Source organism: Pseudomonas sp. KBS0707 (genome assembly GCF_005937945.2).
In the GTDB taxonomy this organism is placed as follows: Bacteria; Pseudomonadota; Gammaproteobacteria; order Pseudomonadales; family Pseudomonadaceae; genus Aquipseudomonas; species Aquipseudomonas amygdali.
In genome coordinates this window covers 1,630,879-1,646,870 of sequence record NZ_CP041754.1, presented here as the reverse complement: position 1 = coordinate 1,646,870, position 15,992 = coordinate 1,630,879, and the positions used below count along the sequence as shown (strand labels likewise).

Below are 15,992 nucleotides of genomic sequence, written 5' to 3'. Positions count from 1 at the left end.
TTTATTCTTTACGGTTTGCCGTAAGGACGAACTTCAGAAATCCCCTGTTCCGGGCAGCCAGATAGCCGAACACCGAAAGGCAACCGTAGTGAAACATTGAGATTATTGACCTTGGGGCACTATCCCGATAACGCTGATCGCCCTGACAAGATATATTCTGTGACAAGACACATTATGTATGTGCTGACTCGTTACGCAATCCGACAGATGTAGGGGGTCGGTTACTTTTTCCCGGAAGCAAGATAGAAACACAACGCGCCATGAGCTCGACACGGGTCTTTACACGGCTCTTTCTTAGTAGCGAGGACACGTGATCGCGAACCGTATAGTCACTGATACGGAGCTGCCTGGCGATTTCCTTGTTCGTACAGCCCTGCAACAGCAGGCCAAGAACCTCTTGCTCTCTCATTGTCACCTCCATACTACTTCCCCTTGCCATCATTTTGCCCTAGAGCAAATTTGTAGGATGTTTCTTACACTCGTCTTCCATGACCTAAAAAGTAAATCGGCACAGAAATCATTTTATTTAGTATTGTTTTTCATTAAACCCGAATAAAAACCAAAACCTTGCCAAAAACAAAGACCTGTAAGAATAATCGTTAATTAATAAACGACTGAAGAAATTTCCTACAGAAAATACAGAAAAATTACGACTATCAATTTAATGAAATCATAAATAACCCGCCAACCGAGCCACGTTGGAATCGTGGCAGGCAAGAGCACACCCGCTCAATAAATAAAAATAATATAGAAGGGCGCAAGATAGACTTGAGCAAACAGAATTACAATCACTTGTTACAATTGACAACGCCTGACTTGAGGAACTTTCTTGATATGTTTCATTTGCGAAAACCGCCCACAGAGATAAGCGGCTGCGTGCGAGAAAGAGGCGCGCCAGCAGGAACAGGCTTGGCGCTATCCGCTTCTGCCGGTTGCAAGGTCATCTACCACTACACCCCGGCGCAGACCGAATACCGCTGCGGTCGTCAGACCCACAATCCCCATGACCAGGCTGTAAAGCACGCAAACCCAGATATTCCAGGGCATCAGCGCGATGAGCAGCAATGGCGTGGTACTCGCCCAAAAAGCGTAGGCAATGTTGTAAGTGAACGAGATGCCTGACACACGAATGTTCGCAGGGAACAGTCCGACCATCACCGAAGGCACCACGCCGACAACCCCGCAGGCCAGCCCTGCAATGGCGTAGGCGATACTCAGCGGCATCCATTGCTGGATGAGGCTGGCGTAAAGCACGCCTATACCCAGCGGCAGCAGCAGGCTGTAGATGATGACCCCGCGCCACGCACCGATGCGGTCAACCAGCATGCCTGCCAGCACGCAGCCGATATTGAGGAAGACGATGCCCACTGCGCTCAGGGCGAAGGTATTGCTGGCGCTGATCCCGAAGCGCTGCTGCATGACCGTCGGGGTAATCACCACCAGCACGACCACCGCGGACGTCAGCACAAACGTCAACAGCGCGGCAGGCAGCAAGGATTGGCGATGATCGCGCAGGACCTGGCCAAGCGGCAGTGCAGGCAGGTTTTCACGCTGGGCGTGCATGGCGATGAACACTGGCGTTTCGTTCAGCCAGCGACGCAGCCAGACACCCACTACACCGAAAACACCGCCCAGCAGAAACGGAATGCGCCACGCCCAGTCAAGGATCTCACCCGGGCTGAAGACCCTTGCCAGCCATGTTGCGGTCAGCGCACCGAGCAGGTATCCAAACGTCAGACCGGCTTGCAAAACCCCGAGTGCGTAGCCGCGATGCCCCTGGGGTGCATGCTCTGCCACGAAGACCCAGGCACTGGGTACCTCGCCGCCGACCGCTGCGCCTTGCAGAATGCGTAACGCCAGCAGCACCAACGGCGCCCAGTAACCAATCTGTGCATAGGTGGGCATGATGCCGATTAGCAGACAAGGCAGGGCCATCATCAGAATGCTCAGGCTGAACACCCGCTTGCGTCCCAGCCGGTCGGCAAAATGCGCCATCAGAATGCCGCCCAGCGGGCGTGCGAGATAGCCGGTCACGAAGATCCCGAAGCTTTGCAGCAGACGCAGCCACTCGGGCATGTCGGGCGGAAAAAACAGCTGGCTGAGGGTCAGCGCAAAGAATACGAAGATAATGAAGTCGTAGATTTCCAGCGCGCCACCCAGCGCCGCAAGACCCAGGGTCTTGTAGTCGGCTCTGCTGAAGGGCTGGGGAGTGGATTGAACGATGGCCGTCATGAAGCCCCCGAAACATGGCTGAAAAAAGCGCCTGGCGCTCACAGGGCGCGAAGAATAGCAAAGCTTGCGGGCGCACTGATACGGAGCTGAGGCCTATAGCGGGAACGAGGATCGCAACTATCGTGCGGCGCTCCGCGTCGCATGTCGTTTCTGGACGCTCCGCGTCCTCTTGACGACGCAGAGCGTCGTGAACTGCACTCCCACGCTGGAGCGTGAGGAACGATCACTTCAACTATCGTGCGGCGCTCCGCGTCGCATGTCGTTTCTGGACGCTCCGCGTCCTCTTGACGACGCAGAGCCTCGAGAACTGCATTCCCACGCTGGAGCGTGAGGAACGATCACTTCAACTATCGTGCGGCGCTCCGCGTCGCATGCCGTTTCTGGACGCTCCGCGTCCTCTTGACGACGCAGAGCGTCGTGAACTGCACTCCCGCGCTGGAGCGTGAGGAACGATCACTTCAACTATCGTGCGGCGCTCCGCCTCGCATGCCGTTCCGGACGCTCCGCGTCCTCTTGACGACGCAGAGCGTCGAGAACTGCATTCCCACGCTGGAGCGTGAGGAACGATCACTTCAACTATCGTGCGGCGCTCCGCGTCGCATGCCGTTTCTGGACGCTCCGCGTCCTCTTGACGACGCAGAGCGTCGTGAACTGCACTCCCACGCTGGAGCGTGTGGAACGATCACTTCAACTATCGTGCGACGCTCCGCGTCCTCTTGACGACGCAGAGCGTCGTGAACTGCATTCCCACGCTGGAGCGTGAGGAACGATCACTTCAACTATCGTGCGGCGCTCCGCGTCACATGCCGTTTCTGGACGCTCCGCGTCCTCTTGACGACGCAAAGCGTCGAGAACTGCATTCCCACGCTGGAGCGTGAGGAACGATCACTTCAACTATCGTGCGGCGCTCCGCGTCGCATACCGTTTCCGGACGCTCCGCGTCCTCTTGACGACGCAAAGCGTCGAGAACTACACTCCCACGCTGGAGCATGTGGAACGAGAATTCCGACGATCGTGCCAACGCTCCGTGCAGTAGAGCCCGTCCACTAAAAGTTGACAGTGGCCGACAATCTCGCCGTTCTGGGTGCGCCCATGAATAGGTAGTCGTCACCCAGATACTCCCCGGCATCACGCCAGTAGCGTTTGTCGAAAAGGTTGTCGACGGTCAGGCGCAGGACCGTGTCGTAGCCGCTGATTCGGGTGCTGTAACGGCTGCCGATATTGAACAGTGTGTAGTCATTGACCTGCACGGAGCCTTCACGGTCAGCGTACTTGCTGGCGCTGTACTGCATCCCGCCGAGTAAGGCGAGCCCGGACACCGGCAGGCTATAGTCAGCTTGCAGGGTGCCACGGTATCTGGGCACATTGAGGGCCTGATGATCGTCATAGGCCTCGGTGCCGCTGTCTTCAACGCGCGCCCGGATGGCCGCCGCACTGGCGGATATCTGCAGGCGGTCGGTCACCCAGCCACTCGCGCCCAGTTCAAACCCGGTGTTTTTCTGCTCGCCTTGCTGCACATAGGTAAACGTGCCGTCATCGTTGGGCCTGGAATACTGGTAAGCCTGACGGGCTTGAAACACTGCGGCCGTCAGGCTCATACGCTGCCAGTCATACTTGATACCCGCTTCCAGTTGTCGAGACACGGTGGGCGCAAGAATTTCACTGGCGTTGGTAGTGAACCAGGCAGCTGTCCCGCCCAGCGAGAGGCCTTTGCAGTAGCTGGTGTAGAGCGAAACGTTGTCCACCGGTTTGTAGATCAATGCCGCCTGCGGCAGGAACACGTAACGCTCGGTGTGTCTTGCGTCGCTGCCGTCTTCGGTAAACGCCTGCTCGTCGAGCCGCACTTGTCGCCCGCCCAGCACGGTCTGCCAGTGCTCGTTGAAACTGATCCGGTCGGTCATAAACAGCCCGTACTGGCGGCTGTCCAGACGCCGCTCGGTATGTGGCAGTGTCAAAGGCGACGGTGCCACCGATTCAGGCGACTCGTTGATCGTGCCCGAGCCGACGAATTCATTGAAGGTCCCGCGCGTGTCCACGATGCGGCGGTAGGCGCTGGTGCCGAAGGTCAGCTCGTGCCCCAGTGATCCGGTATTGAACGTACCGGACATTGCCGCTTCGACCTCGTCGTTACGGCGCGTGTCGTCCGGGCTGCGGAAGTCGTAGATGTCGTAGCCACCCTCGGCGCTGAAGTGGTTGGGTACCGCTTCGGCTGCGCAGCTGGCCGAGCCGTAACAGCCCCACGCAAAGGCGCTGTAGTCATCAATGACCACGCGACTGCGCGACGCACTCAGGCTGCCCTTCCAGCTGTCGTTGAACCGGTATTCGAAACGCCCGTTCATGTTCAGCGAATCGATGCCCACCGGGTTGGACCAGTTTTGATAGCCCAGCAGCTTGCGTGGCGAGGCGTCGTGAGGCAGCACCGTGCCGCCGAGCAATTGATAACCGGGCACCGAGCGCTGCTCTTTGCTCTGATACTCGATGTCGAGTTGCAGCAAGGCGCGCTCGCTGATGTTCCAGTCGAAGGCCAGCGAGGCGAAATCACGCTGGCCATCGGCGTGCTCGACGTACGAGCGAATGTCTTCATGGGCCAGGTTGGCGCGCAGCCCGAACTGCTGTTCGCTGCCGAACCAGCCGCCGACATCGGTCGCGAGGTAGCGCTCGCCGTGTTCGTTGGTAGAGACCGTTACCGACCGGACATCCTGCGCGCGCTTGGTCTGATAGTTAATGACACCACCGGGCTCTGAAACGCCGCTCTGCAAGCCGGACAGACCCTTGAGCAACTCGACCTGCTGCTTGTTCTCCAGCGCCACGTTCTGCTCGCCTGCAATGCTGCGGCCGTTGATGCGATAACTATTGGCCGCGTTCAACGAGAAGCCGCGTACCACAAAGTTTTCGTAATAGCCTACCGGCGCATAGCCGTCGCCGACCGAGGCATCGTTGCGCAGCACGTCACTCAGCAGTTTTGCCTGACGGTCCTTGATCAGCGCTTCGCTGAACACTGAAACCGAGGCAGGCGTGTCCAGCAGCGAAGCCTGATCAAACCCGTAAATCGACGCCCGACCAGCTTTATAGTCGCTGGCACCTTCCTGTTCGCTGAACCCGGTCACGTTGACCGCGTCCAGAGTGAGCGGATCCGCAGCCATTAGCGGCGAGGCAACAGCCATGCCCAACGGTAACAATCGCCAGGCATGACGCATGGCAGGTCGGTAGGGCGTACTCATCGATCAGACTCCGCAAGGACAGGTGCCTGGACAGACGCGATGCACCTTCCGGCAGGGGGCCAACCTTTTACGTTCACTGCCGGTTTTTTTCAACCTTTACGTGACGGTCTGCCGGTAAACGAATGACGCGGAAAAACTCTACTTACGTATCAGGGGAAAGAAGCCACCGCAAAAAACGTTGCGCACCAGAATAATTAAGCGTGAATTAAGTAAGTGTGGCTAATCTGAATTCAACAAAACCGCTGAACCAATCAGCGTGTCACGAATCCATTGAAACAGATCAATCAGAAAGGAATACCCTATGAAACTTATGCCTGCCGTCTTCGCCGCTGTTGCCCTCACTGCTGTTGCAGGTGCCGCCCAGGCCGACGTTGGTCCCGATGAAGTGATCCGCCTTTACAAGTCTCAGGCATTGGGTGACTTTGAACAGTTCAACAAGCAGGCCGTTGCCAAGCACACAGGCTTCACGGTCCACGATACCGAGCTGGAAAAAGAACGCGACGGCCGCCTGGTCTATAAGATCGAACTGAAAGACGCCAAGGGTGTGGAATGGAACTACGACGTCGATGCCAAGACGGGCGAAGTGGTACGTGACGCAAAGGATAACTGATCCGACTGCCACAACAGTTATCGCACCGAGAAACCATAAGAAAACTCCCACTACATTGTGGGAATTTTCTTTTTCAAAGCTTTAACAAGCTATTACTGAGCCAACCCGACTTTCAGTAACTTCCCCTTGTCTTCATCCGTCAACAAATACAAGTAACCGTCCGGCCCCTGACGCACATCGCGTATCCGCTGTTTCATGCCTTTCAACAGCCGTTCTTCATGAACGATCTTGTCGCCATCAAATTGCAGCCTGATCAATTCCTCAGTGGCCAGCGCGCCGATGAACAGATTGTGATCCCACGCCTTGAACAGGCTGTGGTCATAGAACGCCATACCGCTGATGCCCGGTGACACTTCCCAGACCTGAAACGGTACTTTTGTGCCTTCGACAAACTTGCCTTTGGCTTCCGGAATCGGCTCGCCCGAATAATTGATACCGTGGGTCGCAATCGGCCAGCCGTAATTCTGGCCACGCTCGATGATGTTCAATTCATCGCCGCCCTTGGGCCCATGCTCGTTGGTCCACAACGTACCGGTCCACGGGTTGAGCGCTACGCCCTGCTGGTTGCGATGGCCGTAGGACCAGATCTCGGGCCGGACGTTTTTCTGCCCGACAAAAGGGTTGTCTTTCGGCACGCTGCCATCCGGATAGATACGTACGATCTTGCCTTGCAGCTTGTCCAGGTCTTGCGCAGTGGGACGATCGTTGTTCTCGCCCAGCGCGATAAACAGATAACCGTCGCGATCGAATACCATCCGCGCACCGAAGTGGTTGCCCACCGATAGTTTTGGTTGCTGACGGAAGATGACTTCAAAATCTTCCAGACGGGTCATGTCTTTGGACAGACGACCTCGCCCTGCCGCAGTACCCGCAGTATCTCCCTCGGCGGCGGTTTTGCCACTGCCTTCGGAGTAGGTCAGGTAGACCATGCGGTCCTTGGCGAAGTCCGGGGAAAGCACGACGTCTAGCAGCCCACCCTGTTTTCTTGCCCAGACTTGCGGCACACCGGAAAGCGGATCGGATAATTTGCCGTCCGCCGACACGATACGCAGGTTGCCGGAACGCTCCGTCACCAGAATGCCCTGCTTGTCAGGCAGAAATGCCAGTGCCCATGGGTGATCCAGACCTTCGGCAACCGGGGTGACCGTGACGGTGCCTTGTTCGCTTTTGTAGGTTTCCGGGGCGGCGCTTGCCGTCAGCGGCAGGCTCAGAATGGCAGCAGCACACCAAGTGGCGATCAGGGTTTTTCTAAGCATGAGCGTTTCCTTATGCATTGAGTCGACGTCCCGCGGTGAAACGGGCTCGCTTGGTTGAAGATTCAGTTGGCGCGGCTGGGGTCGGTTGTCGGCGTAGAGGGACGCGGAGCATTCTGGCGCGTGGGGTAGCCGTTGCCGATACCGCCGTTCTCCAGCGTAGGCCTGCGCACAGGCGGCGCAATATTGGAGCCGGGCGCGCGGGGCGTGATTGACTCGGTGCCCTGACGGCTGTTGGGGTTGGAGCGCTTGATCGGGCTGTTATAGGGGTTGCTGCTGGCGCCGTTGTTGAGTGTGCTGTTTGGCAGTGTCTGCGCCTGAACAGCACCGATGCCACATGACGCAACCAGCACGCCCCCTACAAGATTGCGCAAAAAACTGTTCATCACTACCTCTTGGCAAAGGTGAAACTGCGGGGTAACCGTGAAGACTCAGGCCTTTGACGGCAGCCCAGGCCTCAGGTTCGACCCGACAGTGTCGATGAGCAAGCATAGCGGTGTGAGAGTTTGTAACAAGGATGGTCAAAGCGCATACCTTCAGCCATGCGCGACGCCACGCAGGCTTGGCCCTGGCGCAGGGCAAGGAAGCGCCACGCACAGGTCACACATCGTGGTTTGCGGGCGTATCTACGCCGACTTCAAAGGCATCCTGAACGTGAAGACAGTGCCCTGCTCTTGTGTCGAGCACACTTCAAGCGTACCGCCATGCGCCACGGCTATCTCGCTGGCGATATAGAGCCCCAGGCCTAGCCCGGCTTGCGGCTCGTCAGTGATTGGCCGTGAGTAAGGGAGGAACAACTGCGAACGAACGGACTCGGGTATCGGCTCGCCCTGATTGGTAACGCTGAGTAGAAACAGATCACCGCGCACTCCCGCTGTCACCTCGACCGGGCTTTGGGGATCACCGTGACTGATCGCGTTGGACACCAGATTGGACAGCAATTGTGCGATCCGCTCGTGGTCGCAGCGAATACGCTCCAGCATCTTTATATCCGACTTGATCAGCCGGGACGGGTGAACGCGGCGTATCTCTGACACAACATGTTCAAGCGTTTCATCCAGCCCGTGTGCATCATGCATGCTCAGAGGAATACCATGCCCCATCCGGCCGCGGGCAAAGTCGAGCACGTCGTCGACCAGTTGCGAGGCGCGTTTGCCAGACGTCAGGATGTGTTGCACGACTTGCAGGGCCTTTTCATCCAGTGGCCGACGCAGCAGCAATTCGGCACTGGCATTGATGGCAAACAAAGGGTTGCGCAGGTCGTGCCCCAGAACGGCGATGAACTGCTCGCGCAGCTCTGCCACCTCACGCTCGGCCAGAAGGTCTTCACGCACTTGCTGCAGGTTTTCCTCGGCCTCGATCTGCAGTGCCAGAAGACGCGCAAAAGACGCCATCATCGACTCGATGGGGGTACCCGTCAGCTTGGCGGGTTTGGGGTCCAGCGCACAGATAGTGCCGAAAAAGGTGCCATTGGGGAGGAAGATCGGTACCGATATGTAACTCTGGAAGTTGTATAACCGCGGCGTATGGTGCTCACAAAACAGCTGATCCTCAGCGACATGATCAATCACCACAGCCTTGTGGGAGCTGCGAATCTCGTGGCAGATTGTACTGCTGAGTTCCAGCTCGCCGCCGGGTTTCAAACCAAAATCCAGCTTGTCCAGAACCGCGCAAGCCATCCAGGTACTTTCGGTGACACGCGCCACGGCGGCAAAGCCCAGGCCGGTTGATTCGGTGATGACTTGCAGGATGGCCGGAACCGCGCTGATCCGGCTTATCTTGGCTACATCATTTGAAATGGATTGCCGCATGGAGAACCTCTATCAGCCTTGAGGTAATGGCGCAGCGTTTAGTTTAGGTCTGTAACGATCATTGTGCACCCGTGAATACGCCACGTTGACCGAAAAAAACCTGGCCGTACGTTCACTCATGCAGGAGGGCGCGGGAAGGCCACAGTGAACGTTGTACCCTCCTCAACCGACGAGCGAACCGTCACCTCACCCAGATGGGCTCGAACAATCTCACGAACAATGAACAGGCCAAGCCCGACTGTGCGGGTTTCGTCACTGTCGCTGACCACCCGTACGACCGGTTCGTACAGGTCGTCCACCTTCTCCATCGGTATGGGTTCGCCGACGTTGTGCACCGACAGCTTGATCAGCCAGGTATCGAAGGACGAAGTGATCAAAACCTCGCTGCCGTCCGTGCCATAGTTGATGGCGTTGCTCACCAGATTGCCGAGCATTTGCAGGAGACGATCCGGATCCGCCGAGCACGCACCCTGTCCTTCGCTGCGATGCGTCAGCACCCTGTGCGGGAAAACCTGGCGCAGCTCTTCGACGCCTCGAGCAACAACCGCGTGCAGATCGATAGCCTGAGGGACCACGGCAATACCGCTGCCGACGCGGGCATGAGTAAAATCCAGCAGATCCACAATCATGCGGTCGGCCCGGTCAGTGGAGTGGTGGATGTGCCCAAGGATTCGTTCTTGTCGCGACTCCAGTTGCGTGCGCTCCAGCAGCCCGGCCGCCATCTTGATCGCCGCCAGCGGGTTACGCAGGTCGTGGCTGACGATGCCAATCATCTGCTCGGCAAAAATGGCCCGTATCTCAGCCTCGGCGTGAGCCAGACGCAGGCGATTGCGTGCCGAGGTAAGTTCTGTCTGAACAGTCATCTGTTGCTGCAACAGCTCTTCGGCGATCTTGCGCGCAGCAAGCAGTTCACGTTCGTACTTGTTGCGCTCCTCGGCCATGAACACCGCCACTTCATGCAAAACCCCGGTCGGATGCTCGCGGCGTACGGCATTGAGCATCATGGGAATGGCGCGACCATCGGCATGGATCAATTCAACCTTGACCTCGGCAATCGACCCCTGGGTCTGTAACAGCGGCGCCCAGTGGGTTTGCAGGAAGACTTTGCCTGCCAGACTCAGCAGGTCTTGAAAGCGGCGACCCAGAACAGTTTCACGCTCAAGGCCCAGCCAACGGCAGAACGTCAGATTGGCACGCTCAATGGTGCCATTGGGCAAGGTAACCAACAGACCGCATGCCGCATGTTCGTACAGGTCTTCTGTCACTGGCAGACTCACCTGTTCAACCGTCATGTGCAGCGCTCTCGTAAGACGCCAGAAACTGATTCATGGCGGTTATGCATTCCTGCGGCGCGCTCATGTGCGGGTAATGCCCAACATTGTCGATCATGTGCAAGGTGCTGTCGGCAATGACACGGTGCAGGTACTCGCCAACCTGCACCGGCACCACCAGATCGTCACTGCTTTGCATGATCAGCGTCTTGCTTTTGAGTTTCGCGACATCGGCACGATGGTCGGAAAGGAAGGTTACGCGGGCAAACTGCCTGGCAATCTCGGCATTGGTACGACAGAAGCTGCTGGCAAGCTCTTCACCCAGTTCAGGCCGGTCAGAGGCGCCCATGAGTGTCGGCGCCATGGTGCTGGACCAGCCCAGGTAATTGCTTTCCAGCGTCTCAAGCAACGAGTCGATATCAGCGCGAGTGAAGCCGCCGACGTAATCACCGTCGTTGAGGTAATGGGGCGATGGACCCACCATGATATGGCCGTCGAACCGGCCGGGCGACTGCAGTTCAGCAAGCACCGCAATCATGCAACTGACCGAGTGGCCGACATGCACAATCGGCCCGTCTCCGGCGAACTCGTCGACCAGTTCCAGTAAGTCGCTTGCATAGCCCTTGAGTGACGCATATTTGTGCGGGTACCAGGCCGACACGTCGGAATCTCCGCTGCCTACAAGGTCGAACAGAATAACCTTGAAGCGTTCGGCGAAGTGCGGAGCCATGAAGCGCCACATGTGCTGATCACAGCCGAATCCATGAGCAAAAATCAGAGTGGCCGGTCCGTCGCCCACGATATTGACGTTATTGCGCTGTTGGACCGACATATCGGGCTCCGAAAATAACCAGGCAACCGGCCTGTTGTGCATACCGTAATGATGATGAGAGGAGATTATCACCGTTAAAGGCACACTAGTGGCACAAACAGCACTTTAAGTCCGGAGCGGAAGAAGATTATTGATCGATGATCAGGGTCGGGCCATTGAGGCCTGAGCGTCGGTTATGCACGCTGCCTTGCCAGGCTGAGGATGTGTGACGCAGAACCTCACCAAAGGCATGCCAACGCAGAGCATTGGCACGGCAGGCAAGTATCGCGATGACTATTGTGTCAATTGCGCTGGTCCAAGCCCGTTCTCGGACTCATGACCTGGAGGTTTCACCCCCCTTACTCGCCGATATCTTCGTTCCACAACTCAGGCTTGCTGGCGATGAAGCCCTGCATCATGTGCTTGCACTCCTGGTTATCAAGCACCTCGATCTGCACGCCACGCGAGCGTAGCAATTCTTCCTCGCCCATGAACGACTGGTTCTCGCCGACGATCACCTTGCGAATGCCGTAGAGCAGGATCGCCCCGCTGCACATCGCACAAGGAGACAGCGTGGTATAGAGCACCGCGTCACGGTACACGCGGGCCGGTTGGCGACCGGCGTTTTCGAGGGCATCCATTTCGCCGTGCCTGGTTGCACTGCCCTCTTGCACACGGCGGTTATGCCCCCGACCAATGATCTTGCCCTCGTGAACAATGACCGAACCGATGGGAATTCCACCTTCCTTCAGCCCTAGTTGTGCCTCATCGATTGCAGCCTGCATGAATGCGTCCATGGTTTTGCCTCATATCATCGAATGGATGTCAGCGTTGCAGTGCTGCCTGAGCGTTGCCCAGCGCACGACTTACGAATTGTCCCAGCAGCTCCGAGGACCGGGCTTTCATGTCGGCACTGACCTGGGTGTTTCTGGCTCTGAATCTGCTCACCAGGGAAGGCGAGTCCTCGCCCTGATTGAGCGAACGCAATTCCTCGGCCGTAAATGAATGGGCATAGGCCGCTGCCAGATTGCGGTCCCATTGCGATTGATACTCAGGTTGCAGGCGCTGCAACTCTTTTTGCACCAGTTCCTGAGCTTCGGTCTTGCCAATTGCTTGCACGATACCGGCAAACGTCGCTGTGCGCGAGGCGACCTGATAACCCAGCCACGCCAGACCTTCGCCCAGATTTCGCTGTTCCACCAACGCCAGCGCCATGTCATCCGCTTCTTCAGCATTGACCGGGTGCATCGCGTCCAGGCACAGGCAGGCCATGAGTGCCAGACAGGTCTGCCACGCACCTCGCGAGCCCTGGATGTAATCAGCCATGGCTCCTCCTGAGCATGAATTGACTGAGTCTTGAACTTAACAGCTCGGCAGGGCTTTACCACCCGACACGTCGTATACCGGCCATTGATGACGTTATCAGCTATGCCCCTTCCATGATCCTTGCAGCGCAACGGTCAAAGGCTGTGACTGACTTTGGCGGCAACATCGGCCGGCAACCAGGCTTTCCAGACCTCAGGGTGCTGCTTGAGGAACCTGGCGGCGGCAACGCTGGGGTCCTCATGTTTGTCACTCATTTCACCCAATGTCCGGTTGAGCAGATCGATCGGAAAATCGACGTTTTTGAAGACACTCACCAACTCAGGGTATTGCTTGCTGAATTCTGCCGACACACCAATAGACAGCGTCGCCGCCAACGAAGAGGTGCCACGCGGGTTGGGATTACTGGCGTCGGTCAGGGTTTTCCAGGCTTCTGCATCGAAAGCGGGCTCTTCCAGCTTGATCAGCTTGTACTTGCCCAGCAGGGGTGTGGGTGACCAGTAATAGAACAGCACTGGTTTGCCACGGCGGATGGCCGATGCGACTTCGGCGTCCAGCGCCGCGCCCGAGCCGGTGCGAAAGTTGACGAAGCTGTCTGTCAAGCCATAAGCCTTGAGCTTCTGGGTGTTGACGATCTCCGAAGTCCAACCGCTCGGGCTGTTCAGAAAACGGCCCTTGTCGGGCGATTCAGGGTCTTTGAAAACGTCCTTGTAGCGCGCCAGGTCAGCGACAGACTTCAGATCGGGCGCTACAGGTTTGATACCTTTGGCGGCATCGCCCTTGATCACGTACTCAGGCACCCACCAGCCTTCGGTCGCGCCTTTGACGATGTTGCCCAGGCCGAGCACCTTGCCGTCAGCTTCAGCCTTGACCCACACAGGGCTGCGTCCGGTCCACTCTTCAGCGATCACCTGAATGTCGTTTTTCGCCAGCGCGGTTTCCAGGCTGACGGTGCTGCCGGGCAAGGTATCAGTACGGTAGCCATAGCCTTTCTCGACAAGGGTACGCAGCACCTCGGTGATCAGGCTGCCACTTTCCCAAGTGAGCGCACCGAACTGGATAGGCGCGTTTTTTTCAGCCGCCCCTGCTGTCTGCCTAAGCAGCCCCAGCGCCAGAAGTGAACAGCCCAACAGTCGTGTTATCGATTTCATGCTCACCTCAAATGGCGCGAAAAAAAACGGGTCTGAAACTATCGACAGCAGCCCTTGGCGATTAGTTGTGACGGCTTTAGCCTCTGTATGATGCGCAGCCCACGTACCGAGCCCGTCCGCGATGTCTGAAATCCACTTTTACCCGTTACCCGATGCGTGCCGCCCGCTGTTGGGCAAGTTTTACCGCGAGCACCAGTCATCGATGCGTGCGGCCAGCAAGGGGCAGGCGTGGGTGGCGAAGCAGGCAGAAATCATCGGTGCCTTGTGCCTGACGCCCGTTGCTGAGGGACATTGGCTGACCGGGCTGTTCGTAGCGCCCCCCATGCGCGGGAAGACAGTGGCGCGAAGCTTGATCGATGCCGCGCTGCAACCGCTGGCCGGGCCGGTGTGGCTGTTCTGCCACCCTGATTTGCTGGGCTTTTACCAGCTCGCCGGGTTTGAGACAGCACAACGTCTGCCACACACCCTCGGCGAGAAATTCATGCGCTACAGCCGCAGCAAACCGCTGATTGCGCTCTGTCGGGAAGCCTGACGGTTTTGCAGAGCCGCCGGGTGATCACTCATCGGCATTGGAGTCCATGTCCGGGAACATTACGTCCATGAAGCCGAACTTGCTGAAATCGGTAATGCGCGACGGGTAGAGACGACCAATCAGGTGGTCGCATTCATGCTGCACGACCCGCGCATGAAACCCGTGGGCAACACGCTCGACAGGCTGGCCTTCAGGGTCAAAACCTTCATAGCGAATGCTCTGGTAACGATTCACCATACCCCGTAACCCGGGCACCGACAGGCACCCTTCCCAACCCTCTTCCAGGCTCGGGCTCAATGGAGTAATCAGTGGGTTAAGCAGGATCGTCTGCGGGACCGCCTCGGCCTGGGGATAGCGCTCGCTGCGCTCGAAACCGAAAATGACCAGTTGCAGATCAATGCCGATCTGCGGTGCGGCAAGGCCCACACCGCCCACGCTGTGCATGGTCTCGAACATATCGGCAATCAGCGTGTTGAGTTCGCTGCTGCCGAACATGTCTGCGGGCACCGGAGGGGCGATGCGCAACAGGCGCTCATCGCCCATTTTCAGGATGCTACGGATCATGGCTGCGTGTTCCTTGCCTAAAAAGCAATCTTGCCACAGAACGCGATCAGGTTTCGTCAGCCTTCTGCAGTGGCACCGAGTGATCGCGTCCCAGCCCGGAAACGTGCTGTTTACCTGTTTCGCTGCTTTCCTCGCCCAGCCCGTCACCGGCTTCCTTCTCGCCTGCGTCCTTGCCTTCGGCGGACATATGTTCGATCACCGCATTCATTTCAGCCCCCAACAACAGCACGGCAGCCGAAATGTAGAAGTACAGCAGCAGGACAATGATCGCGCCGATACTGCCGTACATGGCGTTGTAATCGGCAAAGGTCTTGACGTAAAAACCAAACGCCAGTGAAGCAACGATCCATACCACCACCGCCAGCACCGAGCCTGGGGTAATAAAGCGAAACTCCTGTTTGACGTCAGGCATCACGTAATAGATCAGCGCCACCGCAACCATCAGCAGAATGATGATCGCCGGCCAGCGCAGGATGGTCCACAGCGTCACGATGAAGTCTTCCATGCCGATCTGGGCTGCAATCCAGTTCATCACTTGCGGCCCCAGCACCATGAAAGCTGCGGCCGCGAGCAACATGCCGGCAATGCCTACGGTGTACAGGATCGACAGCGGGAGGCGCTTCCAGATAGGCCGCCCTTCGACCACGTCGTAGGCAGCGTTCATGGCACTCATCATCAGGCGCACACCTGCTGAAGCAGTCCACAGCGCGATCACGATACCGATGGACAGCAGGCCACCCTTGGACTGTTGCAACTGGTCGATGACCGGGTTGACCTGCTCGAGCGCCTGGGGCGGCAAGAGGAATTCCGATTGCAGCCGCAACCAGGAAAAAAAGTCCGGCAGGTGCAGAAAGCCGATCAATGCGATCAGAAACAGCAGAAACGGAAACAGAGAGAACAGCATCTGGTAAGCCAGTGCCGAGGCGTAGGTGGACATCTCGTCGTCGAGGAACTCGTTGACGGTTCTCACCAGCACCTTGCTGACATTCAATTTACGCAAATGGGGGAAAATCATGGCGCTTCCTCATCGCTCCCTTACTGGAAAACCTCACATCCTGAAAACCGGTACTTCATGCATGCAGTGTCCCGTATGTGGCGCAGAGATACGAATACCGATGGCACATTGACTGGACAGGTCGTGAAAGGTTTCAGTCCCGCAGAGCAGAAAGCATAACGGCCATCCGCGGATGGCCGTTATCGGTCTTGCCTGATC

The 15,992-nt window shown here is 57.5% G+C and carries 15 protein-coding genes; 2 read left to right on the top strand and 13 right to left on the bottom strand.

Translation table 11 applies throughout. The features are described from left to right. Positions 1-172: 172 nt before the first annotated feature. From FFH21_RS07815 to FFH21_RS07790, 3 genes are all read right to left on the bottom strand, one after another. Complete coding sequence (locus FFH21_RS07815) at positions 173-442, bottom strand: LuxR C-terminal-related transcriptional regulator (RefSeq protein ID WP_004657623.1); 270 nt, start codon at positions 440-442, stop codon at positions 173-175. A gap of 473 nt (positions 443-915) precedes the next feature. Further along, the gene (locus FFH21_RS07810; RefSeq protein ID WP_011168076.1) at positions 916-2,232 is read right to left on the bottom strand and encodes an MFS transporter; all 1,317 of its coding nucleotides are present in this window, start codon (positions 2,230-2,232) and stop codon (positions 916-918) included. A 1,046-nt stretch (positions 2,233-3,278) separates the two neighbouring features. Next, entirely contained in the window at positions 3,279-5,453 is a 2,175-nt protein-coding gene (locus tag FFH21_RS07790) for a TonB-dependent siderophore receptor (RefSeq protein ID WP_011168075.1), read from the bottom strand. Positions 5,454-5,754: 301 nt separating this feature from the next. Here FFH21_RS07790 and FFH21_RS07785 point away from each other — a divergent pair, with 301 nt between their 5' ends. Further along, complete coding sequence (locus FFH21_RS07785; protein ID WP_004657615.1) at positions 5,755-6,063, top strand: PepSY domain-containing protein; 309 nt, start codon at positions 5,755-5,757, stop codon at positions 6,061-6,063. Positions 6,064-6,155: 92 nt separating this feature from the next. Here the strand turns inward: FFH21_RS07785 and FFH21_RS07780 are convergent, their stop codons facing one another. From FFH21_RS07780 to FFH21_RS07745, 8 genes are all read right to left on the bottom strand, one after another. Then, complete coding sequence (locus tag FFH21_RS07780) at positions 6,156-7,319, bottom strand: PQQ-dependent sugar dehydrogenase (protein ID WP_011168074.1); 1,164 nt, start codon at positions 7,317-7,319, stop codon at positions 6,156-6,158. A 62-nt stretch (positions 7,320-7,381) separates the two neighbouring features. Beyond that, positions 7,382-7,702 carry a hypothetical protein gene (locus FFH21_RS07775; protein WP_002552537.1) on the bottom strand — a complete coding sequence of 107 codons (321 nt, stop codon included), beginning with the start codon at positions 7,700-7,702 and terminating at the stop codon, positions 7,382-7,384. A 240-nt stretch (positions 7,703-7,942) separates the two neighbouring features. After that, positions 7,943-9,127, bottom strand: coding sequence for a GAF domain-containing sensor histidine kinase (locus FFH21_RS07770; RefSeq protein WP_004664209.1), 1,185 nt, complete (start codon positions 9,125-9,127; stop codon positions 7,943-7,945). 116 nt (positions 9,128-9,243) lie between these two features. Continuing rightward, positions 9,244-10,419 (bottom strand): PAS domain-containing sensor histidine kinase, encoded by a 1,176-nt coding sequence (locus FFH21_RS07765; RefSeq protein WP_004664208.1) that lies wholly within the window; start codon positions 10,417-10,419, stop codon positions 9,244-9,246. Next, positions 10,409-11,230, bottom strand: a complete 822-nt coding sequence (locus tag FFH21_RS07760; protein ID WP_004657609.1) for an alpha/beta fold hydrolase — start codon at positions 11,228-11,230, stop codon at positions 10,409-10,411. The genes FFH21_RS07765 and FFH21_RS07760 overlap by 11 nt, the downstream gene beginning before the upstream one ends. A 338-nt stretch (positions 11,231-11,568) precedes the next feature. Then, positions 11,569-12,006, bottom strand: coding sequence for a nucleoside deaminase (locus FFH21_RS07755; RefSeq protein WP_002554393.1), 438 nt, complete (start codon positions 12,004-12,006; stop codon positions 11,569-11,571). Positions 12,007-12,034: 28 nt separating this feature from the next. Next, entirely contained in the window at positions 12,035-12,535 is a 501-nt protein-coding gene (locus FFH21_RS07750) for a hypothetical protein (protein WP_004657606.1), read from the bottom strand. A 134-nt stretch (positions 12,536-12,669) separates the two neighbouring features. Next, positions 12,670-13,683 (bottom strand): ABC transporter substrate-binding protein, encoded by a 1,014-nt coding sequence (locus tag FFH21_RS07745; protein ID WP_011168073.1) that lies wholly within the window; start codon positions 13,681-13,683, stop codon positions 12,670-12,672. Between the two features lie 121 nt (positions 13,684-13,804). Here FFH21_RS07745 and FFH21_RS07740 point away from each other — a divergent pair, with 121 nt between their 5' ends. Continuing rightward, positions 13,805-14,215, top strand: coding sequence for a GNAT family N-acetyltransferase (locus FFH21_RS07740; RefSeq protein WP_004657602.1), 411 nt, complete (start codon positions 13,805-13,807; stop codon positions 14,213-14,215). Between the two features lie 24 nt (positions 14,216-14,239). Here FFH21_RS07740 and def read toward each other — a convergent pair whose 3' ends face one another. After that, entirely contained in the window at positions 14,240-14,779 is a 540-nt protein-coding gene (gene def, locus FFH21_RS07735; protein ID WP_004664205.1) for a peptide deformylase, read from the bottom strand. A 46-nt stretch (positions 14,780-14,825) separates the two neighbouring features. After that, entirely contained in the window at positions 14,826-15,794 is a 969-nt protein-coding gene (locus tag FFH21_RS07730; protein ID WP_004664202.1) for a YihY/virulence factor BrkB family protein, read from the bottom strand. Positions 15,795-15,992 lie beyond the last annotated feature (198 nt).

Coding starts and splice junctions, on each gene's coding strand:
- FFH21_RS07815 (WP_004657623.1), bottom strand. CDS start 442: ATGATGGCAAGGGGAAGTAGTATGGAGGTGACAATGAGAGAGCAAGAG.
- FFH21_RS07810 (WP_011168076.1), bottom strand. CDS start 2,232: ATGACGGCCATCGTTCAATCCACTCCCCAGCCCTTCAGCAGAGCCGAC.
- FFH21_RS07790 (WP_011168075.1), bottom strand. CDS start 5,453: ATGAGTACGCCCTACCGACCTGCCATGCGTCATGCCTGGCGATTGTTA.
- FFH21_RS07785 (WP_004657615.1), top strand. CDS start 5,755: ATGAAACTTATGCCTGCCGTCTTCGCCGCTGTTGCCCTCACTGCTGTT.
- FFH21_RS07780 (WP_011168074.1), bottom strand. CDS start 7,319: ATGCTTAGAAAAACCCTGATCGCCACTTGGTGTGCTGCTGCCATTCTG.
- FFH21_RS07775 (WP_002552537.1), bottom strand. CDS start 7,702: ATGAACAGTTTTTTGCGCAATCTTGTAGGGGGCGTGCTGGTTGCGTCA.
- FFH21_RS07770 (WP_004664209.1), bottom strand. CDS start 9,127: ATGCGGCAATCCATTTCAAATGATGTAGCCAAGATAAGCCGGATCAGC.
- FFH21_RS07765 (WP_004664208.1), bottom strand. CDS start 10,419: ATGACGGTTGAACAGGTGAGTCTGCCAGTGACAGAAGACCTGTACGAA.
- FFH21_RS07760 (WP_004657609.1), bottom strand. CDS start 11,230: ATGTCGGTCCAACAGCGCAATAACGTCAATATCGTGGGCGACGGACCG.
- FFH21_RS07755 (WP_002554393.1), bottom strand. CDS start 12,006: ATGGACGCATTCATGCAGGCTGCAATCGATGAGGCACAACTAGGGCTG.
- FFH21_RS07750 (WP_004657606.1), bottom strand. CDS start 12,535: ATGGCTGATTACATCCAGGGCTCGCGAGGTGCGTGGCAGACCTGTCTG.
- FFH21_RS07745 (WP_011168073.1), bottom strand. CDS start 13,683: ATGAAATCGATAACACGACTGTTGGGCTGTTCACTTCTGGCGCTGGGG.
- FFH21_RS07740 (WP_004657602.1), top strand. CDS start 13,805: ATGTCTGAAATCCACTTTTACCCGTTACCCGATGCGTGCCGCCCGCTG.
- def (WP_004664205.1), bottom strand. CDS start 14,779: ATGATCCGTAGCATCCTGAAAATGGGCGATGAGCGCCTGTTGCGCATC.
- FFH21_RS07730 (WP_004664202.1), bottom strand. CDS start 15,794: ATGATTTTCCCCCATTTGCGTAAATTGAATGTCAGCAAGGTGCTGGTG.